Source organism: Streptomyces sp. NPDC088747 (assembly GCF_044751025.1).
Classification (GTDB): Bacteria; Actinomycetota; Actinomycetes; order Streptomycetales; family Streptomycetaceae; genus Streptomyces.
Genome location: NZ_JBIVKZ010000012.1, coordinates 63,805 through 89,064, shown reverse-complemented (window position 1 = coordinate 89,064; position 25,260 = coordinate 63,805). Strand labels below are relative to the sequence as shown.

Here is a 25,260-nt window from a genome sequence, read left to right as displayed (position 1 = left end):
AACGAACCCGGGCCGCCACGGTCCCGGAACGAGGCCGGGCCGCCCCCGATGATCCAGGGGCGGCCCGTTTGCCTGCGCGCCGAACGCTCTCCGAGAGCTAGCGCCGACTCCGTACCAGCAGATACAGGAAGTACGGCGTGCCGATCACCGCCGTCATCAGGCCGGCGCCCAACTGGGCGGGCGCGATCACCGTACGGCCGAGCAGGTCGGCCGTGCAGACGAGCCCGGCGCCGAGGAGAACGGCGACCGGCACCACCCGGACGTGCCGCCGGCCCACGAGGGCACGTGCGGCGTGCGGTGCCACGAGGCCGACGAACCCGATGGTGCCGGCCGAGGCGACGGCGGTCGCGCTCAGCAGGACGCTCACCACCAGGAAGGCGAGCCTGGTCCCGGACAGACCGAGACCGAGGAGCCGCGGCGTGTCCCCGTCCAGCGACACCAGGTCCAGCTCGGTGCGCCGGGCGACCGCGACGACCAGGCCCAGCGCCAGCACGAGAGCGACGGGCAGCACGTCCGGCATGGTCCGCCCGTACGTCGAACCGGACAGCCAGGTCAGCGCCTTCGTGGCGTTGAACGGGTCGGTGAGCACGATGAGCAGGCTGACCAGTGCCGTGGTGGCGGCGGCCATGCCGATGCCGACGAGGACCAGCCGGTTCTGCTGGTAGCCGCCCCGGGCGGCCAGCCCGAACACGATGACGGACGTCACCGCGGCGCCCGCGAAGGCGGCGCCCGCCACCCCCCAGGTACCGGCCGTGGGCACGGTGGTGACGAGGAGCACCGCGCCGAGCGCGGCCCCGCCGGACACCCCGAGGACCCCGGGTTCCGCGAGCGGGTTGCGGGTCACGGCCTGCACCAGCGTGCCGGCCAGGGCGAGCGCCGCACCCGCGCACAGGGCCGCGAGCACGCGCGGCATCCTGGTGTCGAGGACGAAGGACACCGTCCGTCCCGCCCGCCCCTGGGCCCAGTTGGCGACGTCACCGAGCAGGAGTTTGCTGTCGCCCAGCAAGGCGCCGGCGATCGTCACACCGACCACCACGGCGACGAGGACCGTCAGCGTCACCAGGAACGCCGTACGGCTGGGGATGCGGAACCGGTCCGGCGCCTCGACTCCGGAGGTGTCCCGCAGCCGCAGCGCCATCACCACCAGGAACACGGCGCCCACCAGGCTGGTGACGACACCGGTGGGCACGGCGACCGCCGTGTCGGAGGGCACGAGGGCCCGGAGCAGTACGTCCGACCCGAGGACGAGACCCGCGCCGAACAGGCCGGCCACGGGCAGGCTCGTACGGGCACGGGCGAAGCCGCGGAACCGCTGGGCGAGCGGACGCACCAGGGCCGGTGCGCACAGGCCGACGAAGCCGATGGGCCCGGCGAGCGTGACCGCCACCGCGGACAGCAGCGCCGCCAGCACGACCACCGTCACTCGGGTGGCACGGACCGGGACGCCCAGACCGCGTGCGACGTCGTCACCGAGGGCGAGCGCGTCGACCCGACGGGCGGTCATCAGCAGCCCGGCGAGCCCGGCCAGGGCGAGGGGCAGCATCTGCAGGACACCGTCGAAGCCGTTCTGGCTGATGCTGCCCTGGTTCCACTGGTAGAGGCCCTCGGTCTGCTCGGGGAACAGCAGGAGCAGGCCTTCGGTGACCGAACTGAGGCCCAGCGCCAGCGCGGTGCCGGCGAGGACCAGGCGTACGGTGCCCGTGCCGAGGCCGGAGAGGGAGAGCACGACGGCCGCGGCGAGGAGTCCGCCGGCGAAGGCGACTCCGGAGGAGGCGAACAGCGGGAGCGAGACGCCGGTGGCGCCGACCAGCCCGAGGGCCAGGTACGAACCGGCGTTCACCGCGAGTGTGTCGGGAGCGGCGAGCACGTTGCGGCTGACCGCCTGGAGCACGGCGCCCGCCACGCCGAGGATGACGCCGACCATGATTCCGGCGGTCATCCGGGGCAGCCGGGAGGCGACCACGACGGACGCGTCGCTTGGATCCGCCTGCCCGGTGAGGGCCTTGAACACCTCGGCGGGTCCGACGGCCGCGGTGCCCTGGGTGATGTCGACGACCGCGAGGACGGCGACCAGGAGGACGAGCGCGGCCGCCACCGCGGCCGCGCCCGTCCGGGACGTGGCCGTCAGCGGCCGGGTGGCGGGGGAGGTCGCGGTGACGGCCATGGCTCCGTTACTTCGTCAGCGCGGCGACGAGGCCGTCGATGTACGCCCCCATCGACCCCGGACCGCCGAACATCCAGATGCCGTCGGGCAGTCGGTACACCTCACCGGCCTTCACGAACGGCAGGGACTTCCATACGGCGTTCTTCTTCAGCACACCGGTGAAGGGCGTGGCGCTCGCGTCGTCGTCGTTGCCTATGTAGGCGAACCGCGTGTCCTTCGGGAGGTCGGTGAGGCCCTCGACGTCGGTGGTGCCCAGGCCGTAGGCCTCGTCGCCCTTGACGGTCCAGGCGTTCTTCAGACCGAGCTGCTCGTTGACGGTGCCGATGAGCGAACCGCTGGTGTACGGCCGCAGGGAGACCTGGTTGGAGGCGACGTAGCCGTCCGCGAAGGCGATGTCCGTGCCGGCGAGACCGGCGTCGGCGAGGGCCTTCTTGCCCTCGGCGACCTTTGCCTCGAAGTCCGATCGGGCCGTTTTGGCCTGGTCCGTGGTGCCGGTGGCCTTGGCGATGAGGTCGAGGTTCTCCAGCATCTGCCCGATCTGGTCGGAGGCGTCGGCGGACGTCACCTCCAGGACCGGGGCGACCTTGCGCAGCTGCTTCACGGCGGCCGGTGTCAGGTCGGTGGTGGCCACGATCAGATCGGGCGCGAGGGAGGCGACGGTGTCCATGCTGGGCTCGCCGCGGGTGCCGATGTCCTTCGGCTCGTTCTTCAGCGGGACGGCGGAGTCCCAGGTCTTGTAGCCCTTGACGTCGGCGACACCGACGGGGTCCACGCCGAGCGTGACGAGGCTCTCGACGACGTTCCACTCGGTGGCGACGACCTTGGTGGCCGGGCCGTCGAGCTTGACCTGCGCTCCGGTGGCGTCGGTGAGGGTGATCGCCTCGGAGGGCTTCTCGGAGCTTTCGGCGGCAGGCTCGGTGGTGCCGCAGGCGGCGAGAGTGAGCGCGGCGGCCGTGGTGGCGGCCGCGGTGAGCAGGAGGCGTCTCATGAGGTGGTGCCGAGCCTTTCGGTTCGTCGGGGGCGAGCGTGGTGGCGGCCGACCGGGCGGGTGCGCAGTCGGCCGGTCAGGGGGTCGGTGTCGACGTCGATCCGGATGCCGTAGACGGCCGTCAGGCGCTCCGGTGTCAGGACGTCCTCGGGCAGGCCGTCGGCGACGATCCGGCCGGCTTCGAGCAGTGCGATCCGGTCCGCGACGGCCGCCGCCTGGTCGAGGTCGTGCAGGACGACGCCGACGGCGATGGAGTGGTCGTCGGCCAGATCGCGGATGAGATCGAGGAGTTCGACCTGGTAGCGCAGGTCGAGATAGGTGGTGGGCTCGTCCAGCAGCAGTACGCCGGTCTCCTGGGCGAGGCAGCTCGCGAGCCAGACCCGCTGCAACTGCCCGCCGGACAGGTGGTCGGCGCCCCGCTCGGCGAGGTCCATGACACCTGTCAACGCGAGCGCGCGGTCGACCGCGGCCGACGCGTCGGGATCGGGCCGGCCGAAGCGGCCCCGGTAGGGATAGCGGCCGAACTCGACGACATCCCGCACGGTCAGCCCGCTGGGGGTGGGGCGGCCCTGGGTCAGCAGCGCGACATGCCGTGCGAACTCACGGGGGGTCAGGGTGAGGCCGTCCGTGTCGGCATCGATCCTGAGCGTCGCCCGGCGGGCCCGCTGCAACCGGGCGATGGTCCGCAGGAGCGTCGACTTGCCGCTTCCGTTGGGCCCCACCAGAGCGGTCACCTCGCCGGGGCGGAGCGCGACCGCCGCTTCGTGCACGATGTCCACGCCGTCGTACGCCACGGTCACGTCCGAGGCCGACAGGGCGTGACCGCGTATTCGCGGGGCGGCGGCTGTTTCTTCACCAGATCTCACGAGGTGAAGGTTAGCCTAACCTAAATTGACCTTGGTGAGGTGGCCTCAATTCGCCTTGACAGGGGTCTCCGTCGGGGTTTTGGCAAGGGCTGCTCGGTACTGGCAGGGTCCTGTGCTCGGGGTTCAGCCGGTCTGCCAGGAGGCCGGGTTCCACACTCCCGAGCGGCGCAGCGACTGCGGGCAGTGCAGGTAGATCTCGTCGATCTCCAGGACCAGGGCCAGGGTGGGGCGCCGGTCGTTCAACATCATGCCGTCGAAGAACGGGGCGTCGGTGAGTATGCGTGCCCGGCCGTTGACCCGCAGGACCTCCTTGCTGCCCGGGATCAGGTACAGCAGGCCGGCGTGCGGGTTGGCGAGGATGTTGTGGAAGCTGTCGCCGCGCCGGTTTCCCGGCCGGTCGGGCAGGGCGAGCGTGCCGGGGTCGATGACGTGCGTGAAGCCGGGGGTGTCGCCGCGCGGCGAGACGTCGCAGTTGCCGTGGGCGTCGGAAGTGGCCAGCAGGCACAACGGCGAGCGGGCCAGGATGCCCAGGTCCTGGTCGGTGAGCCGGCCGTGGACCTTCTCGATCACTATCGGCCAGGGCTCGCCCAGCAGTTCGCGCAACTCGGCGGGGGAGCCCAGCTCGACCCAGCCCTCCTCGGTCACGGCGTCCGACCCGTTGTCGGCGGTGTCGATCGTGTGCGGCAAGGCCGACTCCCAAGGTGTGTGCGTCCGGCGAGTAGTTGCACATGGAACATTATCTGAGGAGAGGTTCACCTTACTTCGAGCCGGATGGGCGGATGGGTGGCTGGGCGGCTGGGTCCTACGCCGCCGGTTCGGCGGTCCAGGTGATGCGTGGGGGTTCGACCCGCGCACACAGGGGAGTGCCTTTCGCGTCCGTCAGGCCGAGACGTCCGACCAGTAGGCCCTCCCGCGCGGCGGCGGCGAGCACCGCGGCGGGGATGGCGTCGATCATCAGCTTGGCGCGGCGGAACATCGAGAAGACGCCGGCCCCGTCGACCGTGCCCCACGACAGGTAGATGAAGCGGCGGCCCAAACGGTCCTGGATGTAAGGCCCCTTGACGTCGGTGCCGGTTGGCGTGGGTGCCGTGGAGCACTCCAGGGTCCAGGTCGCCGACGCCGCGTCGGCGGGCTGCGGGTCCAGGAGTTCGGCCGGACGGTCGCGACGCTGCACGGCGACGTGGACGTTCTCGTAGACCACGGCGTCGTTGTCACCCCGGGGTTCGGGCGAGCAGGCCAGGCCGGGCAGGTCGACGGCGTCGATACGGATGCGCATCCACCCATTGTCGTCGCTGGTGGTGGTGATGGTGCCGCTGCCCGCGGTGGCGGGTTGGCGACCGCTCCCGGCGTGCCCGCAGGCACGAAAGGATAACGAAGGATTTGTACACCGTAATTGAATGACCGCGAAGCGTAACGTCCCCTGTCCTGGGTGCTCATGGGGGAGCCGCCCGGTGTGGGGAGGGGATGTCATGTCTGCCATGACACGTGTACGAGGGGTGCCCGGATTCGCCCGGGCTCGACTGATCACCACTGTCTGTCTGGGGCTCATGTGCGCCACGCTGGCCGGATGCGGGGACGGGGGGTCCTCGGAAGCCGAAGCCTCCAGTGCTCCGCCCAGTACCGGCGCCTACAGCCCGTCGCCGTCGCCGTCCACGTGGCCGCCGGACCCGACGCCCACGGTGGACGACTACTCCTCGGAGACCGAGGAGGAGACCGAGGACCCGGTCATCGAGTCGCCGGAGGAGGACGAGGTCTACAGCGACACCGGCTCGGACGCCTCGGAGCTGTGGGGCACGGAGTACAGCGGGACGGCGGAGATCTCCGTCGACATCTACGACTACTGCAGCTCCGACGGCTCGCGCCAACTGGCCGACAGCGAGAGCTACTCGATGGACGGCACGCTCAACCTGAGCAGCCCCCGCAGCGGCGGCGGTGAGACCGAGGACAACCCGTTCTCCCTGCTGTTCGCGGCGGGTGACCCGTCCGAGACCGGGGCGGTGTCGTTCTGGTCCTCGGCCGTCAGTACGACGTCCGGCCAGGACCTGTCCGGCAACCCGCGTGATCCCGAAGTGCTGATGACCTACTGGGACATGACCTGGTACGACGGTGAACTGGACGCAGAACTCACCGATCCCCACACCGAGGAGGCCGTCGCCCTAAACCTCTTCAACTGGCCGAGCCCGATCGTGGCCTGCCGGTCCGACCTGGGCCAACTCCCCGGTGCCTACCCGCACGCACTCGACTCCGGGACCACCTTCGAGGGACCGCTGGACAGTTCCTCGGCGTACCTGACGGCGGCGGGCGTGAGCACCGACGGCCTGGTCGAGTTCAGCATCGAGTTCGAGGGGACCGCTTGATGGGGCGCCGATCACGGCACACGGGCCGCGGGCGGACCTTCCGCACCAGGCGAGGGGCGACCCCGTGACCGCGACCGATCGACTCGACGACTGGAGCGTACGGATCGCCGAGTCGGTCGCACTCGGCGAGACCGGGTCGGCCGTCCAGACCGCCCGCGCCTACGCCGCCGGCGGCGCCACCCGCCGGAACCTCTTCGCCGAACGCGGACCCGCACCCGGTGGGATGGGCGGCGGCGCGGCAGTTGTCCTGCCGGAGGTGCTGGACGCACTGGCCTACTCCGCCGAGGCGCTCAAGTCGGCTCTGGGCACCGCACAGTTGGGCAACGCGCTGTCCGCCACAGCTCTGGTGCTCGGCATCCGCGCGCAGCGTGCGGCCAACGCCTCCGGCGGTGCCGGGACTTCACCGGCTCCCACCGTGAGTCCGGCGCGGGACGACAGTCCGCCGCTAACCGACTCGGCGCCCGGCGGGGGTTCGACAGCGGGTGTCCCGCAGCCTTCGGCCGCGCCCACCGTGGAGGTCATGCGCGCCGCCCTGCGCATGAGCGGGCGGCTCCAGACCCGCGGAGTCGAGACAGCCGCGGCCGACGACCTGGCCGCCCGGCTGACCGTCCGATTACTGGCCGGGGACGACCCGGTCGAGGTGGCGGCGTTCCTCGACGCCCTCGTGGGCGGGGAGCCACCGCGGGGTGGCGGTGCCCGGTCCCGTGGGGGGCGGGCAGGGTTGCGCCGGTTCACCTCCGCCGCGTCGGGGCTCTTCTCCCGTGAAGGTCGGGGCCGGCCGTCGCCGGACCACCGACCACCCGCCGCCCCGGACGGTGGGACCTCCGGAACCACCTCATGACCGGCCGCTCCTCGACCGGACACGTCCACCCGCCGCGGCCCCGCAACCCGCCCCGTAATTCGTTTCGCAACCGGCGCCGCGGCGCGACACCATGAGCGGGCCGCCCACCGCTCGGCCCGTACGCGCGGGGGGCCCGCCCCCGTGGCTGTGGCTGACCCTGTTCCTGTTCCTGGCGGACGCCCCCGCCCTGGTCGCCCACACCTTCGGCGTGGGCGCGGGGTTGGGGCAACTCGACACCCGCGAACGGGCGTTGTTCGTCACCGCGATGCTGAGCCTGGTCCAACTGCTGCCGCTCTTCTTCCTGATGGCGGCCGTCCTGGCGATCCTCGCCCCGCGAGCGCGCTGCCGCTTCGTGGAGCGACGCCACGGACTGCTGCCGCCCGAGCATCCGTTCTTCGCTCCGCCGAGGAGGGCAACAGGTGTGCCCGGATTGGCGCCGGAACCCTACTTCCCGGACCAGATCGCGGAGTTCCTGCGCGAACACGCGCCGGGCGCCCAACTGCGGCTCAGTACCCGGTCCGGCCTCTCCGCCCGCGTGTATCCGGGCAGTTGGCGAGTCACCCGGGTCGGCGTCTTCGCTCCGTTCGTCCACCTGTGGGAGACGGACAGGGAAGCGGCCCGCGCCGTCCTGCTGCACGAGCTCGGCCATCTGCGCCGCGGTGAACAGCATGTGGCGGGACTCGGCAGCCCGTTCACCGCCCTCGTCCGTGTCTGGCCGTACGTGCTCGCGGGCCTCGTCGTCGTACCCGTCACCCTGCTGTTCGTCACCGGCTACGCCACCGCCTCCATGACCCTGGCCCAGGTCGTCCTGGTTCTGTTCGGCGTCCCGAAGGTGCTGCTCCTGGTGAGCGCGGCGCTGTGGTCGGCGGAACTGGCGGCGGACCGGTCCGCCGCGCGATCCGCAGGACCCGAGAGCCTCGTACGCGCGCTGCGGCGTCTGGAGTACGGGGATCGTGGCGGCCTCGCCCGGCTGTACCACCCGCCCGTACGGCTGCGGATCTGGTTCGCCTCGCACGGTGAAAGCCCAGTAGCGCGCCTGCTGATGACCTTGGCGTGGCCGTCGGCCCTGCTCGTACAGCTGCTGCTGACGATGCTGGGCGCGGTACCCGCGTACGTCCTTCGGGGGGCGACGTGGGATCGGGCCACGGGCGAGGTCCTCGCGATGGGCCATGAGGCGCTCACGGGGCAGCCGGCGTGGTGGGCGACGTTCGCCGTCGCCCTCGGGTGGGCGGTCGTGACCGGTGTCCGGGCGTCGCGGGCGGGCCGGCCGTCGGCACCCCGGTCGTCCCTCCTGTACGTGACGGCTGTCCTGTTCCCCGCGGTCATCCTGTTGGTGGGTCTGCTGCCCGTGGTGTCCCGGCCGACGGGGGACCTCTTCGCCGACGAGGGCGGCACGCCGGGCACGTCGACGGCACCGCCGCGCGCGGACGGCACGCCGGCAGCCTGTCCCAGCCCCTCGGCACCGCCGGCTCCGAAGCGCCCCCAAGGGCTCCCCACCTTCACGACGGAGAAGGGACCGACTACCGGCGGACCGGCGCCCACGGCCGCACCGCTGACCTTCCGCACGCTCGCCGTCACCTCTGCCGAACCGCTGACAGGGACCGCCTCCCAGGCCCAGGACTTCGGTGACAGGCTCCGCCGCGCGCGCTGGACGCTGCGCGGCGACGGCAGTCTCACCGCCGACGCGACCGAGATCCCCACCCTGCGTACGACCGCCGCCGACGGGACGACCCGCCGGTTCACCGGGCAGCGCACCCGACGCACCGACGTCAGCGCGACCACTGCCTGGCTGGAGGCACGTCTCGTCGTCGAGCCCGGCACACCGCCACGACTGGACCTCATCCGTGCGGCGACCCAGGCCATGCGGGCCGTCGTCAACTGCCAGGAGTTCACGTCGACATCGAGCACGGCGATGCGCCTGTCACTCACCCTGCGCGCATCCGCTCAGTAGTCTTCGGAACATGCGGATCTCTGTTTCCTCGGACATGGACGAACCGGTGGCCCGGTACCTCGTCAAGGAGTTGCGGGAGCGCGGCCACGAGGTGCTGACGCACGGGGCCCTCGCGCCCGGCGGGACCACGGGGTGGGCGTTCTGCTCGGAGACGGCGGCCCGGCAGGTCGCTGACGGGACGTCCGACCAGGCGGTCGTCTGCTGCTGGACCGGGACCGGCGCGTCCATCGCCGCGAACAAGGTGCCGGGGGTGCGTGCGGCCCTGTGCGCGGACGCCTACACGGCGGACGGGGCGCGCCGCTGGAACGACGCCAACGTGCTGGCGCTGAGCCTGCGACTGACCTCCGAGCCGCTCCTCAAGGAGATCCTCGACGCCTGGTTCGCCGCCCGGCCCGGCGACGACGCCGAAGACCTGGAGAACGTGGCCCACATCGGACGTCTCGACGCGGGCAGGACGGCCCGGTAGGGGGTACCGGGACCGCTGTCGGCGGCCCGCGCTGCAACCGGAGACCGGAGACCGGAAACCGGACTTACGACGGAACCAGTGCCAGCTCCGCCACGACGGCCCGGTGGTCGGTACCCGGCACCGTGCGCTCGCTCACGGAGACGCCCGCCAGTCCGGAGCCGTGCAGGACGTGGTCCAGCTGGACCATCGGCGGCACCAGCGCATGGCCGACCGGCCAGGTCCTGACCCACCCGCGGCCGAGTTCGGCGTGGATGTCGGTGAGCCCGGCCGACAGCAGTCTCCGCATCGGCGCGTGGTCGAGGGAGGCGTTGAAGTCGCCGAGGAACACCGTGTCCGGGCCGCCGCGCCGGGCCAGGGAGGTGAGTGAGGTCATGTCCCGGGTCCAGCGGTCCGCGTCTCCCAGGGGGTAGTAGGTGTGCACGGCCATCAGCTCCACCGTCCGGCCGCCGAGGGTGATCTCGGCGGTGGTCTGGGGCCAGGCGGTGTCGGAGTCCGTCGTACCACCGTGGTACAGCGGGCGCCGCGAGTAGATCGAGGAGTCGTACTCGGGGTGGAGTTCGCGGTACGGCATCAACGCACCCAGCCCCGCCTCGTCCAGGGCCGCCACCCCGTCGGGCGGCAGCTGCTCCAGGGCCAGCACGTCGATCCGCTCGGTGCGGACCAACTCCAGCACCGCGCGGGGATCGGCGCCGCCCACATCGGTGTTGAGGGTCGCGACGCGCAACTGTGCTGCTCCCGGCGGAACATCGCGGTTCTCGGGGACGAACCGTGGTACCAGCAAACCGACTTGGACGACCGCCAAGGCTGCCACGACGGGCACCGTCCATCGCGAGCGCAGCGCGGGAACGGCGGCCACCACGCCCAGCACCAGCACACTGACCACCGCGGAGTACGGGAAGAGCACCATGGGCACCGCGAAGGGCGTGCCGGCGTCAAGTCCCGTCAGCCGTACGGCAAGCAGCACCGCGGAAGGGGCGAGTGCGAGTCCGCAGGCCGACAGTCCCCACGTACGCCCGCGCCTCACACGTCCCGGCCGCCGGCCGTCCGCACGCGGGGCGCCGGTCACCGTGTCTGTCATCTGTCCCCTGTCACCTTGTCCCTCTGTGATGGTGCGCGCCGACGCGCCTCCCGGGCTCAGTGCGCCGCCTGCCAGCCCAGCCGCGGGCCGAGGCCGGTCGCGATGTCGGTGAGGATCTGCACGTAGTCGTCGTGGTCGAAGGTGAAGGGCAGGGCGAAGGCGACCTCGTCGACCTCGCGGAACGCCGCGTGCGCGTAGAGGCGCTCGGCGATCTCCTCGCTGGTGCCGACGAGATCCGGGGCGAACATCATGCGCGCCGGACCCTGCGGCGTGGCGGTACGCGGCGTCCGCTTGAGGGCGTACTCCTCGTACTTCGCGCGCTGCTCCGGCGTGGCGCTGTCGGTGGGGATGACGACGAGGCCCTGGGAGACGCGGGCGCGCGCACCGTCGGGATGGCTGCCGCGGAAGGCCCGGATGTGCGAGAGCTGGATCTCGGCGAAGTCCTCGGACTCCTCCGCCTTCACCACGCTGCTGGTCAGGAAGTTCATGCCGTGCTCGCCGGCCCACCGGGCCGACCGCAGGCTCCCTCCGCCGTACCACAGGCGCCGGCCCAGACCGGGGGAGTGGGGCTGGACGCGGTCGGAGAACACCTCGAAGCCCTTGACGCCGCTGAAGTCCGTGGCGGGTTTCCCGCGTACGAAGTCCAGCAGGCGTCGCATGCGGTCGTAGGTGAAGTCCTCGGCCTCGGCGGTGTCGGGGTAGAGCGCGTCCCTGACCTCGTCGTAGTGCATCGGCGGGCCGACGCTGAGGCCCGGATTGAGGCGGCCCCCGGACAGAATGTCCACCGTCGCCAGATCCTCCGCCAGGCGAAGCGGGTTCTCCCAGCCGAGAGGGATGACCGCGGTCCCCAGTTCGATGCGGCTGGTGCGCTGCGAGGCCGCTGCCAGCACCGCGACCGGGGAGGAGATGCCGTACTGGAGATGGCGGTGTCGCACCCACGCACTGTCGAATCCGAGCCGTTCGCCCAGTCCGATGATTTCCAGGGTCGATTCATGGCCCTGGCCGGGGCTGTCGCCGTCGAACAGTCCGATGGTCAGGAAACCCAGTTTCCGCAGCGGATCCGAGGGCAGTGGCACAGGGCTCCTCCATCGTCCACGGCGACTCGCGCCGAACACCAGTGCTGCGTCCATTGTCGCAGGCGAGCACCGTGTGACGACTGTCAGGCACCCGCCGGGCTGGTTGGCACCCCCGGTCGGCGATGTTTCGGGAGGGACGAGATCGGCAACCCGCTCACTATGGTGCAAATCGGCTACACGATGATGACCGAGCAGGCCGGCCCCCGCGCCCTCGTCGAGGATCTGGTCGCGGCGGAGCGAGCCGGCTTCGACTTCTCGGTCACCTCCGACCACTACTTCCCCTGGCTCGCGTCCCAGGGACACGCCCCCTACGCGTGGAGTGTGCTCGGGGCGGCGGCGCAGGCCACCGAGCGGATCCCGCTGATGACCTACGTGACCTGCCCCACCGTGCGCTACCACCCCGCCGTGGTCGCGCAGAAGGCCGCGACCATGCAGTTGCTCTCCCAGGGCCGCTTCCGTCTCGGGCTGGGGTCGGGAGAGAACCTCAACGAGCACGTGGTGGGTGCGGGCTGGCCCTCTCCGCGGATCCGGATCGAGATGCTTGAAGAGGCGGTGGAGATCATCAGGGCGCTCTTCACCGGAGAGGACCTCAACCACCAGGGCGCCCACTTCGACGTGGCGAACGCCCGGCTCTGGGATCTGCCGGACGAACCGCCGCCCATCGGTGTGGCCGTCTCCGGCGAGCTCTCCTGCTCGCTCGCCGGCCGTCTCGCCGACCTGGTCATCGCCACCGAGCCCAAGTCGGAGCTGCTCGACTCCTTCGACCGGCACGGTGGACACGGCAAGCCCCGGGTGGGCCAGGTCCCGGTCTGCTACGACACCGACCGGGACGCGGCGGTCGCTCGCGCGCACGACCAGTTCCGCTGGTCGGTGGGCGGCTGGCCGGTGAACTCCGAACTGCCGGGCCCTTCGGGATTCGCCGGCGCGACCCGGTACGTCACTCCGCGGGACGTGGCGGAGTCGATCCCCTGCGGCGACGACGTCGGCCGGTTCGTCGAGGCGGTACGTCCCTACGCGGAGGCCGGGTTCACCGAGATCGCCCTTGTCCAGGTGGGCGGCGACCAGCAACTCCCCTTCATCGCCTGGGCGGAGAAGGAACTCCTGCCCGCACTGCGCGAGCTGTGACCGAAGACGACACTGGAGAGACCGGACACCATGAGCGACAACGACACCTCGTCAGCGACCACGTCCAGCGACCCGGCCACAGCCGAGGCCTCGTCCCCCGACCTGGTGCAGGTGGTGCTGGGCGACTGCTCGGTCGCCGACGCGGACACCGTCTTCCGCGCGCTGGGCTCCCGCTTCGCCTCCGAGCGCGGCGACGACACACCGGCGCAGCGCTCCGACACCGAACCCGATACGTGGACCAGTGCCTTTCTAGTCCCGGAGAGCGCCGCTCCGCTGTCCGGGACGATCCTGGCGGGCTCCGTCACGGCGGACCTCCAGGGCGGTCCCGTCGCCGTCTCCCGTATGCGTGCGGCTCTCGCCTCCGGCTTCGCCGTCGAGGCGACGGGCTCGGCCTCCGGCGACCAGGAGGTGGACCTCCAGCTCCGCCTGACGGCGGCGGGCAACCTGGCCTGACCAGGCCGTCTCGCCCACGGCCGGTCTTCGGCAACTCGGCCTGACCGCTCGCTCAGGGCCGTCGGTAACTGGTCTGACCGGGCCGTCTCGCCCACGGCGGCTGTCGGCAACTCGGCCTGACCGCTCGCTCGGGACCCGTCGGCAACTGGTCTGACCCGACCGACTCGCTCACGGCCGCCGTCGGCAACTCGGCCTGAGCGCTGGCTCGGGACCCGTCGGCAACTGGTCTGACCCGGCCGACTGGCGGACAGCTGCGGCAGCTGGTCTGACCCCGCCGACGGGCGCACAGCTGCGGCAACCGGTCTGGCTCGAACGACTCGCTCACGGGCGGCAATCGGCCCGACCAGACCGGCCGGCGTCACGGCCGCCGGCGTCCCCGCCTGTCCGGCTGGCTCACGGCCGACGTCGGCGACCGGCCTCACTGACTCGCCCACGGCCGGCTCCCGGCGACCAGGCCTGACCAGGCCCGACCGGACCGGCCGACGTCACGGCCGCCGGCCCCGCCTGTCCGGCTGGCGTCACGGCCGCGTCGGCGACCGGCCTCACCGACTCGCCCACGGCCGGCTCCCGGCGACCCGGCCTGACCAGGCCCGACCTGACCGGCTGGCGTCACGCCGCCGGTGTCCCCGCCTGACCGGCTGGCGTCACGGCCGCCGTCGGCGACCGGCCTCACCGACTCGCCCACGGCCGGCTCCCGGCGACCCGGCCTGACCTGACCGGTTCGCGGCGAACCGGTCCACCCGCGGCGCCCCCGCCCTAGTCGAAGTAGTCTGCGACGAGAGTGGCGAACTCGTCGGGGTCGGCCAGCCGGATGCCGAGAGTCTCGGCCTTGGCCCGCTTGGATCCCGCGTTCTCGCCGGCGACGACGAGGCTGGTCTTCTTGGAGACGCTGGAGGAGGAGCGGCCGCCGGCGCGCTCGATCAGCTCGTTCACCTGGTTGCGGCTGAGCTTCTCCAGGGCGCCGGTCATCGCCCCGGTGACGACGACCGTCATCCCGGCCAGCGGCCCGCCCGCCTGGTCGGCGGATTCGTCCTCCGCGCCGTCGGTGATCGGGGCGGGCGGGGTGGCGCCGGGCTCCGTCATGTTCACCCCGGCCTCGGCGAGTCTGTCGATGAGCGGGGCGAGTTCCTTGAGTTCGGCCACGATGCTCGGGGCCTTCTCGGTGCCGATGCCCTCGACGCGCTCCATCGTCTCGGCGTCGGCGGCACGGATGTCGTCCATGGTGGCGAAGTACCGGGCGATCCGGCGTGACATGGAGCGTCCGGTGCCGCGGACGCCGAGTGCGCACAGCACCCGTGAAAGTGGCCGCGTCCTCGCCGTGCCGATCGCCGCGAGGAGGTTGTCGGTGCTGGTCTCGCCCATCCGGTCCAGGCCGAGCAACTGGTCCCGGGTGAGGGCGAACAGATCGGCGAGGTCGGCGACCAGGCCCGCCTCGACGAGCTGGACGACGCGGGTCGTGCCGAGGCCCTCGATGTCGAGCTGGTCACGGCCGACGGCGTAGGAGAGGGAGGCGACCAGGTGGCAGTCGCGGCCGTTCTCGCAGCGCCAGCGCTGTTCACTCGTGTCGATTCCGGAGCCGCATCTCGGGCACACCTCGGGAAAGGCGATGGGCCGCTCGTCGCCGGTGCGCAGGTGGGCGACGGGGGCTTCGATGCGGGGGATGACGTCACCGGCCCGGTGGACCATGACGTGGTCGCCCAGGCGGAGATCGCGGCGGGTGATGTCGGCGGGATTGTGCAGCGTGGCGTACGTGATGGTGGCGCCGTCGATCTCGACGGGTTCCAGCACTCCGCGTGGGGCGATGATGCCGGTCCTGCCCACGTTCCACTCCACCTCCAGCAGCCGGGTGATCTTCTCCACGGCGGGCAGCTTGTAGGCGATCGCCCAGCGTGGGGCGCGCGAACCGGAGCCGGCGGTCCGCTGGTCGGCCGCGAGGTCGGCCTTGATGACGATCCCGTCGATCCCGAACGGCAGTCCGGCCCGTAGCGTGGCGATCTCCTGGACCCGGGCGAGAACCTGCTCGACCGTGTCGGCGGTGGTGCCGGGCACGGCCGTGGTGGCGGTGGTGTTGACCCCGAACTCGGCGGCCCGCGCTATGAGTTCGCTGTGCGCCAGCTCGCCCAGCCGCGTCGCGAGCTCCGTCTCGGTGCCGGGCAGCGGCAGCAGACCGTAGCCGAAGAACGTCATCGGCACGGTGTAGGCGCGGTCCTTGGCGCGCAGCGTGCCGGCCGAGGCGCCGCGCGGGTTGGCGAACGGCTGTCCGCCGTGCGCGGTGCGGACCTCGGTGGCGTGCTCGAACTGGGCGGTCGTCATGAGGACTTCGCCGCGCACCTCCACCGTGACCGGCTCCGCCAGCGTTTCCGGGAGACCCTCGATGGTGCCGATGGCGTGCGAGACGTCCTCCCCGGCCGTACCGTCGCCGCGGGTGATCAGCCTGCTCAGTCGGCCGCGGGTGTAGCGGGCGGCGATCGCCAGTCCGTCCAGCTTCGGCTCGACGCTGAACCGCTCGACGTCATGGCCGATCCGCCGCGTCAGGGACGCCGTCCAGGCCGTGAACTCCTCCGGTGAGAACACGTTGTCCAGGCTCAGCATCGCCACCGTGTGCGGCACATCCCCCTCGACCGCGCCACCGGCGACCTTCCCGGTCGGCGAGTCGGCCAGCACCTGATCGGGGTGGTCGGTCTCCCAGGCCGCGATCCCGCGCACGAGCCTGTCGTACGCGTCGTCGTCCAGCACCGACGTGCCGCCCGCGTAATAGGCGGCCGACGCCTTCACCGCGTCCTCGACCGCCTGCGCGTAGGCGATGGCATCCACGATCACTGCAACTGGTGTCGTCATGCCTGTCATCTTGCCTGCCACCACTGACAATGCCGTGGCGGCAGGGGACGGAGAGGGGCCCCTCGGCCCCCGGGCCTCTCTCCGCCATGCCGCTGTCACCGGCGCCCGCACCCTGGGCCTACCCGGCTCCTTACCGTCCTGTCGCCCCGCCCCCCGGCTCACACGGCGGAGAGCCCCGGTTCACCCGCCGTCACGGCCCAGGAAGCGGTGGTGCTCACCGGAGACCGGCGCACCGCGATGCTGTCGACGGTCCGGGCGTCGGTGGTCCACTCCCGGCGGCCGACGTTGAGGCGCAGATAGCCGCGACGCGAGCCGTCGAAGTAGCGGACGTGCGGATTGAGGATCGGGTTGTAGGCCTTCAGCGGAGCGTCGAAGGCGGCCGGGAAGTCGGAACTCACGCTGGTGGCCGTGAACTCGACCGCGACCGGGTCGCTGTCCAGGTCGTCGCGGTCGATCCGCAGATCGCTGAACCAGGAGGAGTGGATGTCCCCGGCGAGCACGACCGGGTTGGCCACCCGGGCGTCCCGCAGGAAGCGCAGGAAGTCGGTCCGGGCCGGGTCGTACCCGTCCCACTGGTCGAGGTTGGCGATGGGCGGCAACGGGTGCGTCGGGTCGAGGAAGTTGGGGAAGCGGATCTGGCTCATCATCACCTGCTGGGCGACGACGTTCCAGCGCGCCGGGGAGCGGCGCAGCCCCTGCCGGAGCCACTTCTCCTGCGCCGCGCCGGTCAGTGTCCCGTCGGTGTTGCCCTGGCCGGCCGCGACGGTGCCGAAGTCGCCGGAGAACCCGCCGGGCTGGTCGGTGCGGTACTGGCGGGTGTCGAGGACGTTCAGTCTGAGCAGGTCACCGAAGTCGAAGCGACGGTAGAGGCGGTAGTCCGAGGAGCCGTTGACGAACCTGCGCCGCAACGGCATGTGCTCGTAGTAGGCCTGGTACCCGGCGGAGCGCTGGCGGGCGAAGGCGACGGGGTCCTGGTGACGCGCCCCGGTGTCGTCGATCTCGTCGACGAGGTCGGCGTAGTTGTTCTCCACCTCGTGGTCGTCCCAGGTGACGATCCAGGGGAAGGCGGCGTGGGCCGCCTGGAGAGCGGGGTCGGTCTTGTACTGGGCGTGCCGGGCACGGTAGTCGGCGAGCGTGACCAACTGGTCGAGACCGGCGGTCTGCGGGGCGGTGTGCAAACGGTCCGCGTACGCGCTGCTGGGGTCGTACTCGTAGATGTAGTCGCCCACGTGCACGACCACGTCGAGGTCTTCCTCGGCGAGCGCGTTGTACGCGGGCCAGTAGCCGTTCTGCCAGTCCTGGCAGTTGACCAGACCGATCCGCAGTCCGTCGGGGCGTGAGTGGGGCGCGGGGGCGGTACGGGTCCGCGCGACCGGGCTGAGACTGCGGCCCGTACGGAACCGGAACCAGTAGTCGCGGCCCGGCGCCAGGCCCCGTACATCCGCGTGGACGCTGTGCGCGTGGGCACGTTCGGCGATCTCGGTACCGCGCCGGACGACCCGGCGGAATCGCTCGTCGGCGGCGATCTCCCACTCCACGCGTACCGGTCGGTTGCCCAAGGACGCCGCGTCGTAGGGGTCGTTGACCAGCCGGGTCCACAGGACGACCCCGTCCGGCAGCGGATCGCCGCTCGCCACACCGAGTTTGAAGGGATCCCGGTGCGCGGGTTCCGCGTGCGCGGTCCGGATGTTCAGTGCCTGCGCGCCCGCGACGACGGCGGATCCGACCAGCAGGCCGCGCCGGCTGAGGGCGGCGGGCCGGGGTCTCGCCGGGGACGGGGAAGTTTCGTTCGTGGGTGACACCGCAGGCCTCCGTACGCCGATGCATGGGGCTGAGCCAATGACCGGGGTGAGCCAAGCACATTGTGATTGACCGGCCAAGAACAAGTGATGACTTGTGAAGGGGAGTTGTGGACTCGGCGCCGGCGACGCACCTCATGTGGCGGTCGGGGGAAGCAACCCTTCCGGACGTACGGCGGTCTTGGCGGGTGTCGTGTCCAGAGGGCAGGCCTCTTGCCACGCGTACCGCCCGACCGACTGAAAGGGGCGCGGCCCATGGAGCTCGATCCCGACCTCTGTCTGGACGTTCCGGAGGGTTTCGACGACTCGGACGCCGACTCCCAGGTGCATCCCATGGCGAGAAAGCTGTTCACCGCCACCACCGCGGCGGAGGCCTTCGGGAAGGCGCAGGCGTGGGTGGGAGAGCACGACGTCTTCCTGATCGACGTCTCATGGGACTTCGCCCACGACGAGGACGAGCCCTGCACGCTGAGCATCTACTTCACGTTCGAGCTGGAACCCGAGGACGCCTGACGACGGCGGCGGGGTTCGGTCCTGGCGCCACCGCGCCTCGCTCCTCCCCGGGTGGGCGGGTGTCGGCGCGCCCCCGGGCGGCTCAGGGGCAGGGAACTCCTGGCGGACGCCCGCCGTTCTCCCCTCTGAAGCAGCCACTCTCCACGCGGTGCGGCGTTCCCACTCTCCGGACGGCGTGCCGCGACCCCGGCCACCGATCCCGAGTGCCATGCCCCGTTCCGGAGTTCTTCCCGCCGCGCTCAGCGGCGGCGTCATGCTCGTGCTGCTGGGCTGTTCCACCGGCGCGGTGGTCGAGGAGTCCGGGAAGTCCGAGGCGGGCACCAGCACGGTGTCGGCGGTCACCACCCCCGGCGTACCGTCACCGGGCTCCGCGCCGTCCACCACGGTCACCGCCGCACCGACCCCTCGCGAGACCGCTACCCCCCGGGTCCAGGCCGCCCGGCTCGCGATACCGGCGATCGGTCTCGCGGACCTGCGCGTCGTCCCGTACGAGGGGACGACCGACGACTGGCCGGGCACCCGGATCCAGAACCGCGGTGTGGCCGCCAGTCCCCACGGCGACCGCGGCGGTGTCGGTCCGGGCCAGGTCGGGAACTACCTCGTGACGGCCCACCGGCTGTCCGCGGGCGGCCCGCTGCGCGAGCTGCCCGCCCTCGACGTGGGCGAGGCGGTCGTCGTCACGGCGGGGGGCACGATCTATGAGTACGAGATCACCGCCCGCAGAACCACGTCCTTCCGCTCCGACCGCTCGCTCGCCGAACAACGGGCCGCCGTCCCGGGCCACCCGGGCCGGAAACCCACCCAAGCCATGATCACCATCTCGACGTGCGCGACGCCCGAGGACGACGCGGCGGGAAACCTCTGGCGGGACGACAGGGGAAATCCCGAACACCGCATCGACAGGATCGGCGTCCTGAAGAGGGTTTCCAGTCAGTAGCCGAGCCAGTAGCCGAGCCAGTGGTCGATGCGGTGGTCGCGGCAGTAGTTACAGCACGGTGACAGCGCGGACGCGTTGATTCGCCCGCCCCGGGAACCCGCGAGAGATGAGACGAAGGGAACGACACCACCGACCGACCGAGCGAGGAGGCGTAAGCGTGAGCACACTCACCGGCGTGGAACGGGCGCTGGAGCGCTTCGGACAGAGGATGCTCGGGCGGATCCGGGACAAGGAACCCGTCGAACTGGTCGAGGCCCTGCGCCGTGAATGCGACGAACACATCGTCGTGTGCAGCGAGAGCCGCATTGTCGTTCCCAACGCCTACGACGTCGAACTCGCCGAGTTCGCCCACGAGGAACTCGAGCGCAACGGCGACGACCGTATCGACCAGATACTCACCGACACCCTGGCCCGTCACGGCGAACGCAAGGGCTACGAATGGGCCGGCCCGCTCGCTGTGCACGTCACCAAGTCCTGCCACGTGCCCAACGGTCGCTATCGCGTCGCAAGCCGAGTGATGCACAACGTGCGGGCGGACGCCTTCCCGCGCTCCGCGCCGGCTTAGACGGCAGCCTTCCGTAGAGGGCCGCCTTCCTTGCGGCGAGCGGGACCCCGGCCACAGGGGTCCCGCTCGCCGCGGCGCTCGTACGGCGGAGAGCGGGTTACTCACCGCGGTGTCGCCAGTACCAGACGGCGCCGATCACGGCTGCCACGAGGAAGACGACCGGCAGGATGAGGCCGGGAATCCGGGAGGCCGTCACAGCGGGGCCCCGTCGGGAGCCGAGACACGCGACGGCAGGGGGCCGGCCATGGCGGTCTCCCCTCCTGTACCGATGCGAGACACCTAGCCAGATGGTGACCGCATATCCGGGTTCCTGACCAGCCCTCGCGCAATCGGAGGTCTGTGCTAGGGGTCTTCGGGTGCGCCGTGGACGACGGCTGGAACCGCAACCGTGACCCGCGCCCGGAGACCGTCCCACCCGATACCACCAGCCCTCGGCCCGCACCGGAAGCTTGTCCGGTGCGGGCCGAGGGCTGGAAAGAGGCTGGATCCGCCATCGTCGCGCTCGACGTCTGTACGGCAGCCGCCTGGAGCCGGGTCCGTCGTATTGAGCCGGATCCGCAGCCTGAGGCCTCGGTCGTCGCCTCAGGCCTCGGTCAGACGGCGAGGCCCGTCGCCCGCGCCCGACCGGGCGCCGGAACGGTCGACGACGGCCCTGACGACCGCGAACGTGGCGCCCTGAAGAGCGGCGGCGAGCAGAACCTGCCGCCACGGGCGGACCTCGTTCGAGGCGTCATTCGGCTTCTCGTCGTGGCCGACCAGCTTCCAGGCCCGCCTGAACGCGGCACCGGCGAGCTTGCTCCCGGCCGCGCCGAGGAGCAGCCCGGCCGGTTTGTAGACGAGGGCGGAGGCTTTCACAGGCGTCCCTTGCGCGCCCGGCTCGCCCTGCGGGAGCGGCGCGCGATCAGCAGTACGGCGACGGTGCCGGCCCCGGCGAGCAGCGCGGTGCGGTTGTCCCGCGCCACCTGGGTCGTCTTGTCGGCCTTCTCGCGAACCGGCTGCGGGGTCTTCTCCTGGGCGAGGTGCCCGGCCTCGGTGACCTTCTCCCGGATCTGTACGGCGGCCCGGCCGGCCTTCTCCCGTACGGGCTCGGGGGTCTTGTCCTTGACCAACTGCGCGGCCTGGGCGGCCTTGGCACGCACCTGGGCCGAGACCTGCGCGGCCTTCTGGCTCGCCTGCTCCTTGGCCTCGGCGGCGGTCTCCTGGGCACGGGCCTTGACGTCAGTCTTGGCGGCCAGCGCCTCGACCGTGTGCCCCAGCTCCTCACGCGTGTGCTCGACCTGCTCGCGCAGTTCCTCGGGCGTGGGGGTCTGGCCGTTGTCCTCGGGCTTGTGCTGGTTCATCGGTGAGCCTTCTCCCTGATCTCGGCCGCGTCTGCCTTGACGCTGTCTATGGTCTGCTCGGGCACGGGCGGGGTCGCCTTGCTGATCTGCTTCTTTCCGGCGAGGGCGAGAACCGCGGCGATCGCGGCCAGAACACCGGTGACGATCAGAGCCGAGGCCCACACAGGCAGTGCCAGCGCCAGCGCGGCGATGACGGTCGCGGCCAGGGCCTGGAGCGCCAGCACGCCCATCAGTCCGGCACCGCCGAAAAGCCCGCCGCCGACGCCGAATCGCTTGCCCTTCTGCGTCATCTCCGCCTGCGCCAGCCGCATCTCCTCGCGCACCAGCTGCGACAACTGCTGCGAGGCACGCTGCACGAGCTCACCCACCGGCTGCTCGGCGTCACTCTGGTGGCTTTGGGAGCCGCCTGTGGCCATGACAGTTCACCCTCTCTCTTCGCGGTCGTTGTCGTCGTGTAGGTCCCGGGTACCCGAGAAATCGATGCGAACCCTCTCCCACCAGGTGTCTTTCGCCGGAGAGGGGTTTCATTGCTGCTCTCGGAGCCGCTTCTTGTCCCGCTCGTTCCACGTCCGGGTGTCACGCGCCTCGACGTAGGGCTCGGTCTCGGCGGGGTGGCCGCCGACTATGGCGCGCTCGCGGGTCAGCTCGGCGTCGAACTCCAGGCCCAGAAGGATCGCCAGATTGGTGATCCACAGCCAGAGCAGGAAGACGACGACCCCGGCGAAGGTGCCGTACGTCTTGTTGTACGTGGCGAACGTCGCCACGTAGAACGCGAACCCGGCGGAGGCGACCATCCAGATCAGCAGCGCGAGGAAGCTGCCCGGAGTGATCCAGCGGAAGCCGCGGACCCGGGCGTTCGGCGTCGCCCAGTACAGGATCGCGATCATGCTGGTGGCCAGGACGACCAGCACCGGCCACTTGGCTATCGACCAGACGGTCAGAGCGCTGTCGCCGATCCCGAACGCGGCGCCGGCCTGTTGGGCCAGGCCTCCGGTGAAGACGACGATCAGCGCACTGGCGACCGCCAGGATCATCAGCACCACCGTGAGGCCCAGGCGCACCGGCAGTACTTTCCACACGGGCCGACCCTCGGGAATGTCGTAGACGACGTTCGAGGTGCGGATGAAGGCGGCGACATAGCCGGACGCCGACCACACCGCCAGCGTCAGACCGGCGATCGCCATCACCGAGCCGGTGTCGGCGTTGCCCTGCAACTGCCGGACCGCGCTCGTGATCACGTCGCGGGCCGAACCGGGGGTGAGCTGGGTGAGGTTGTCGAGAACCTTGTTCGTCGCGGACTCGCCGGCCAGCCCGAACAGCGAGACCAGCACGAGGAGCGCGGGAAACAGCGACAGCACTCCGTAATAGGTGAGCGACGCGGCCCGGTCAGTCAGTTCGTCGTCCTTGAACTCGGTGACCGTCCGACGCAACACCGCCCACCACGACTTCTTCGGCATCTCGGTCGGAGCGTCCGGAGCATCCCGCTCCACTTCCCGGTCCGGCCCGAACCCGTCGTTGGGCTCGGGCTCGCCCGACGAGTCCTGTCGAGGACCGTCGCTTTGTTCAGGGGTGCGCCGGTGTCTGAAACCGGGAAGGCGTGTCATGGGCAACGGGTGACCCCATATTCGCGTCCCACACCGCACTGGTTCTATTTGTGCGCACGATATTGGTTTTGTTCGCGACGACGGTTCGTGACGGCGGTTCGCGACGATGATCGGTCGGCCGATTGGTCGGTCGATTGGTCGATCGGTCGGTTCCTGGACCCGCGCGGCGACGACCGAGCGCCGACGCCCGGAACGGGGCGCCGGCGCTCGGCCTGCCTACGGTGCACGGGCCGTCGAGGCGGGTGCTGTCAGCGTCTGCGGGTGCGGCTGGCCCAGCCGGTGCCGATCCCCGCCACGTGCAGTGCCAGCAGGGTGAGACCGAGAAGCATGATATTCACCGACGAGAACGTGTCATTCGTGTCGATCTCTGCGGCGTTGATGAGGAAAGAGATGAAGAAAAGCACCGCTGCGGCTATACCAAGCATGAAACAGCTCCCCTATTTCGTCATGTCGTTGTGGTGCGCTTCGTGTTCCCCGGATACCCGCCGCTAGACCCCGGCAACTGAAGGATTTTCGAACGGCGTTGATCCGCGGTGGGGATCGCGCGGTGACGTACGGCGGACACCGCGGCGCGCTGCGGCCGATGCGTGCGCAAACGCCCTGGTACCGGCGGTTTCAAGCCGTCGTCCAGCGATCGACGGTGGCCGTGATCCTCTCCGTCCTACGATCACGCGCATGGTGCTGAACCGGACGTTTCGGATGATCATGGTCGTTGTGATGGCCTTGGCCGCCGCTCTCACGGGGGCGGTGGAGAGTGGAGCGAGCACGGCGCGGGGCGAGGGCAACGGACCGTCGTCGGACCGGCAGTTGCTGTTCTTCAACCACGCCTACGGAGTGCTCGACCGGGAGACCGCCGACGCCATCGAACACTCCGACTACCTGCGGGAGTTCGCCAACTTCCAGGTCCGCACCACGACCGGTGCCGGCGGGCAGACCTGGTCCGGCCGCTACCTGATGGGGCGTGAGACGTACCTCGAACTCTTCGGTGTCGGCGATCTGCCCGGCCCGGACGGCGCTTTCGGCGCGGGCGGAATGGGCGTCTCGACCGAGCGCGCCGGTGACCTCGCGGTGGTTACGGAGCGGCTGCCGGATCTGGGGATCGCCAACCCGATCGAGTTCCTTCAGACGCGTGACTTCGGTGACGGTGTTCCGGTGCCCTGGTTCGACGCCATCCTGACGACCGAGCGGTACGACGCCTTCGGAGCGTGGGCGATGGAGTACCGCCCCGAGTACTTCGCCGACCCGCGCGGAAACACCGAGCCGCCCAACTACCCCGGCGACGTGGGCCGCGAGCGCTACCTGTCCGACGACTACGGCGATCATCTGATGCGCGATGTGACCTCCATCCGCATCGCGGTCACGGAAGGGGACCTCGCCGACACCGTGCCGCTGCTCCGGGCGGGCGGGTTCACCGTCCGTTCCGTCGCGGGCGGTGGCGTCGTCGCGAAGGGCGGCGGCACCACGATCCGCCTCGACGCGGTACCGCGCGAGCAGGCCGGCCTGCGGCAGATCGGGCTGTCGCTCAACCGGTCCGTGAAGCACCGGCACGAGGAGCGCATCGGCCGGTCCACCCTCGCCGTAGGCCCGGGCGCCCGCGCCGTCTGGACCTTCGCCGGCCCGGAGTGACCGAGGGAGCGCTCAGGCGGGAGACGGCCGCGACTTACCGGACGAGACACCTCGGCGAGGGGTGCGCAGCCCGTCGACGAGCAGAGCGACCATGCGCTGGTTGTACTCAGGGCCCTCGTCGGGTACGGGCATGCACAGGTTGGCGATCGCGTACAGCAGGTCGTGAGCGCTGATGTCGTCGCGTACAGCTCTGTCGGCCGCCGCGGTGGCGAGCAGTGCCGTGAGAGTGGGACCGACCTTCTCCAGGAAGTAGCGGGGCAGCGCCTCGTAGGCCGGATCACCCGAATGGAGGGCCGGGGCCAGTCCCCGTTTGGTCCCCAGGAACTCGGTGTACCGGCGCAGCCACTCGGCGAGCGCCTCTCCAGGCTCGTGGACGGCGCTGAGCTGCGGCCCCGCCGCGGCGCAGGCGTCGATCCCGCTCTCCACCACGGCCTTGACCAGGTCCGAGCGCAGCGGGAAGTGCCGGTAGAGGGTCCCGACGCCAACGCCGGCCAGGTCGGCGATCTCCTTGGCGGGCGCGTCGACGCCGGACGTGTCGAAAACGGCCCTCGCGGCCTTGATCAGGGCGTCCCCGTTGCGCTGCGCGTCCGCGCGCATGCGGCGGGGCGCCCCGGACGGTCCTGGCTTGTCGGTCATAGGTCCCTCCGGTTGCTTAACCGGAAAGCCTTTCCGT

At 71.0% G+C, this 25,260-nt stretch carries 25 protein-coding genes; 10 read left to right on the top strand and 15 right to left on the bottom strand.

The window, feature by feature from the left end:
- Positions 1-97 precede the first annotated feature (97 nt).
- The 5 genes from ACIP79_RS26455 to ACIP79_RS26435 all read right to left on the bottom strand — a co-directional run bounded on the left by ACIP79_RS26455 (position 98) and on the right by ACIP79_RS26435 (position 5,294).
- Positions 98-2,164 (bottom strand): iron ABC transporter permease, encoded by a 2,067-nt coding sequence (locus tag ACIP79_RS26455; RefSeq protein WP_401227140.1) that lies wholly within the window; start codon positions 2,162-2,164, stop codon positions 98-100.
- A 7-nt stretch (positions 2,165-2,171) separates the two neighbouring features.
- The gene (locus tag ACIP79_RS26450; RefSeq protein WP_401227139.1) at positions 2,172-3,152 is read right to left on the bottom strand and encodes an iron-siderophore ABC transporter substrate-binding protein; all 981 of its coding nucleotides are present in this window, start codon (positions 3,150-3,152) and stop codon (positions 2,172-2,174) included.
- Entirely contained in the window at positions 3,149-4,018 is an 870-nt protein-coding gene (locus ACIP79_RS26445; RefSeq protein ID WP_401227138.1) for an ABC transporter ATP-binding protein, read from the bottom strand. The genes ACIP79_RS26450 and ACIP79_RS26445 overlap by 4 nt, the downstream gene beginning before the upstream one ends.
- A 123-nt stretch (positions 4,019-4,141) precedes the next feature.
- Positions 4,142-4,705 carry an MSMEG_1061 family FMN-dependent PPOX-type flavoprotein gene (locus tag ACIP79_RS26440; protein WP_401227136.1) on the bottom strand — a complete coding sequence of 188 codons (564 nt, stop codon included), beginning with the start codon at positions 4,703-4,705 and terminating at the stop codon, positions 4,142-4,144.
- 115 nt (positions 4,706-4,820) lie between these two features.
- Positions 4,821-5,294, bottom strand: coding sequence for a DUF5990 family protein (locus ACIP79_RS26435; protein ID WP_401227135.1), 474 nt, complete (start codon positions 5,292-5,294; stop codon positions 4,821-4,823).
- 202 nt (positions 5,295-5,496) lie between these two features.
- Here ACIP79_RS26435 and ACIP79_RS26430 point away from each other — a divergent pair, with 202 nt between their 5' ends.
- The 4 genes from ACIP79_RS26430 to ACIP79_RS26415 all read left to right on the top strand — a co-directional run bounded on the left by ACIP79_RS26430 (position 5,497) and on the right by ACIP79_RS26415 (position 9,633).
- A complete protein-coding gene (locus ACIP79_RS26430) occupies positions 5,497-6,375 on the top strand; it encodes a hypothetical protein (protein ID WP_401227133.1) in 879 nt (292 codons plus the stop codon).
- A gap of 64 nt (positions 6,376-6,439) precedes the next feature.
- Positions 6,440-7,216: a hypothetical protein gene (locus ACIP79_RS26425; RefSeq protein ID WP_401227132.1), complete on the top strand. Its 777-nt coding sequence runs from the start codon at positions 6,440-6,442 to the stop codon at positions 7,214-7,216.
- A 91-nt stretch (positions 7,217-7,307) separates the two neighbouring features.
- Positions 7,308-9,167 carry a hypothetical protein gene (locus ACIP79_RS26420; RefSeq protein WP_401227130.1) on the top strand — a complete coding sequence of 620 codons (1,860 nt, stop codon included), beginning with the start codon at positions 7,308-7,310 and terminating at the stop codon, positions 9,165-9,167.
- A 10-nt stretch (positions 9,168-9,177) separates the two neighbouring features.
- Positions 9,178-9,633 (top strand): RpiB/LacA/LacB family sugar-phosphate isomerase, encoded by a 456-nt coding sequence (locus ACIP79_RS26415; protein ID WP_401227129.1) that lies wholly within the window; start codon positions 9,178-9,180, stop codon positions 9,631-9,633.
- 64 nt (positions 9,634-9,697) lie between these two features.
- Here ACIP79_RS26415 and ACIP79_RS26410 read toward each other — a convergent pair whose 3' ends face one another.
- Both ACIP79_RS26410 and ACIP79_RS26405 read right to left on the bottom strand, forming a co-directional pair.
- Positions 9,698-10,711 carry an endonuclease/exonuclease/phosphatase family protein gene (locus ACIP79_RS26410; protein WP_401227128.1) on the bottom strand — a complete coding sequence of 338 codons (1,014 nt, stop codon included), beginning with the start codon at positions 10,709-10,711 and terminating at the stop codon, positions 9,698-9,700.
- 56 nt (positions 10,712-10,767) lie between these two features.
- Positions 10,768-11,787: an LLM class flavin-dependent oxidoreductase gene (locus ACIP79_RS26405; RefSeq protein ID WP_401227127.1), complete on the bottom strand. Its 1,020-nt coding sequence runs from the start codon at positions 11,785-11,787 to the stop codon at positions 10,768-10,770.
- Positions 11,788-11,946: 159 nt separating this feature from the next.
- Between ACIP79_RS26405 and ACIP79_RS26400 the strand changes: the two genes are divergently transcribed.
- Both ACIP79_RS26400 and ACIP79_RS26395 read left to right on the top strand, forming a co-directional pair.
- Positions 11,947-12,912, top strand: coding sequence for an LLM class F420-dependent oxidoreductase (locus ACIP79_RS26400; RefSeq protein WP_401227126.1), 966 nt, complete (start codon positions 11,947-11,949; stop codon positions 12,910-12,912).
- A gap of 30 nt (positions 12,913-12,942) precedes the next feature.
- Positions 12,943-13,365 (top strand): hypothetical protein, encoded by a 423-nt coding sequence (locus ACIP79_RS26395; protein ID WP_401227125.1) that lies wholly within the window; start codon positions 12,943-12,945, stop codon positions 13,363-13,365.
- Between the two features lie 756 nt (positions 13,366-14,121).
- On the opposite strand, the gene ligA is transcribed toward ACIP79_RS26395, so the two are convergent.
- Both ligA and ACIP79_RS26385 read right to left on the bottom strand, forming a co-directional pair.
- Entirely contained in the window at positions 14,122-16,203 is a 2,082-nt protein-coding gene (gene ligA / locus ACIP79_RS26390; RefSeq protein WP_401227124.1) for an NAD-dependent DNA ligase LigA, read from the bottom strand.
- Between the two features lie 158 nt (positions 16,204-16,361).
- Positions 16,362-18,005 carry an alkaline phosphatase D family protein gene (locus ACIP79_RS26385; protein WP_401227123.1) on the bottom strand — a complete coding sequence of 548 codons (1,644 nt, stop codon included), beginning with the start codon at positions 18,003-18,005 and terminating at the stop codon, positions 16,362-16,364.
- Positions 18,006-18,257: 252 nt separating this feature from the next.
- Between ACIP79_RS26385 and ACIP79_RS26380 the strand changes: the two genes are divergently transcribed.
- The 3 genes from ACIP79_RS26380 (at position 18,258) to ACIP79_RS26370 (ending at position 20,017) form a co-directional block, all read left to right on the top strand.
- On the top strand, positions 18,258-18,515 hold the full coding sequence (locus tag ACIP79_RS26380; RefSeq protein ID WP_387182773.1) for a hypothetical protein: 258 nt from the start codon (positions 18,258-18,260) through the stop codon (positions 18,513-18,515).
- A 208-nt stretch (positions 18,516-18,723) separates the two neighbouring features.
- Positions 18,724-19,452 carry a class E sortase gene (locus ACIP79_RS26375; protein WP_401227121.1) on the top strand — a complete coding sequence of 243 codons (729 nt, stop codon included), beginning with the start codon at positions 18,724-18,726 and terminating at the stop codon, positions 19,450-19,452.
- Positions 19,453-19,609: 157 nt separating this feature from the next.
- Positions 19,610-20,017 (top strand): FhaA domain-containing protein, encoded by a 408-nt coding sequence (locus tag ACIP79_RS26370; protein WP_383690327.1) that lies wholly within the window; start codon positions 19,610-19,612, stop codon positions 20,015-20,017.
- A gap of 582 nt (positions 20,018-20,599) precedes the next feature.
- On the opposite strand, the gene ACIP79_RS26365 is transcribed toward ACIP79_RS26370, so the two are convergent.
- From ACIP79_RS26365 to ACIP79_RS26345, 5 genes are all read right to left on the bottom strand, one after another.
- Entirely contained in the window at positions 20,600-20,872 is a 273-nt protein-coding gene (locus tag ACIP79_RS26365) for a DUF4235 domain-containing protein (protein ID WP_401227119.1), read from the bottom strand.
- Complete coding sequence (locus ACIP79_RS26360; protein ID WP_401227117.1) at positions 20,869-21,357, bottom strand: DUF3618 domain-containing protein; 489 nt, start codon at positions 21,355-21,357, stop codon at positions 20,869-20,871. The genes ACIP79_RS26365 and ACIP79_RS26360 overlap by 4 nt, the downstream gene beginning before the upstream one ends.
- Positions 21,354-21,773, bottom strand: coding sequence for a phage holin family protein (locus ACIP79_RS26355; protein WP_401227116.1), 420 nt, complete (start codon positions 21,771-21,773; stop codon positions 21,354-21,356). The genes ACIP79_RS26360 and ACIP79_RS26355 overlap by 4 nt, the downstream gene beginning before the upstream one ends.
- A 108-nt stretch (positions 21,774-21,881) precedes the next feature.
- Positions 21,882-22,961 carry a YihY/virulence factor BrkB family protein gene (locus ACIP79_RS26350; RefSeq protein ID WP_401227114.1) on the bottom strand — a complete coding sequence of 360 codons (1,080 nt, stop codon included), beginning with the start codon at positions 22,959-22,961 and terminating at the stop codon, positions 21,882-21,884.
- Between the two features lie 248 nt (positions 22,962-23,209).
- The gene (locus ACIP79_RS26345) at positions 23,210-23,386 is read right to left on the bottom strand and encodes a hypothetical protein (RefSeq protein ID WP_383687822.1); all 177 of its coding nucleotides are present in this window, start codon (positions 23,384-23,386) and stop codon (positions 23,210-23,212) included.
- Between the two features lie 274 nt (positions 23,387-23,660).
- Here ACIP79_RS26345 and ACIP79_RS26340 point away from each other — a divergent pair, with 274 nt between their 5' ends.
- Complete coding sequence (locus ACIP79_RS26340) at positions 23,661-24,587, top strand: DUF5829 family protein (RefSeq protein WP_401227352.1); 927 nt, start codon at positions 23,661-23,663, stop codon at positions 24,585-24,587.
- Positions 24,588-24,599: 12 nt separating this feature from the next.
- Here the strand turns inward: ACIP79_RS26340 and ACIP79_RS26335 are convergent, their stop codons facing one another.
- Complete coding sequence (locus tag ACIP79_RS26335; protein WP_401227113.1) at positions 24,600-25,223, bottom strand: TetR/AcrR family transcriptional regulator; 624 nt, start codon at positions 25,221-25,223, stop codon at positions 24,600-24,602.
- Positions 25,224-25,260: the final 37 nt, after the last annotated feature.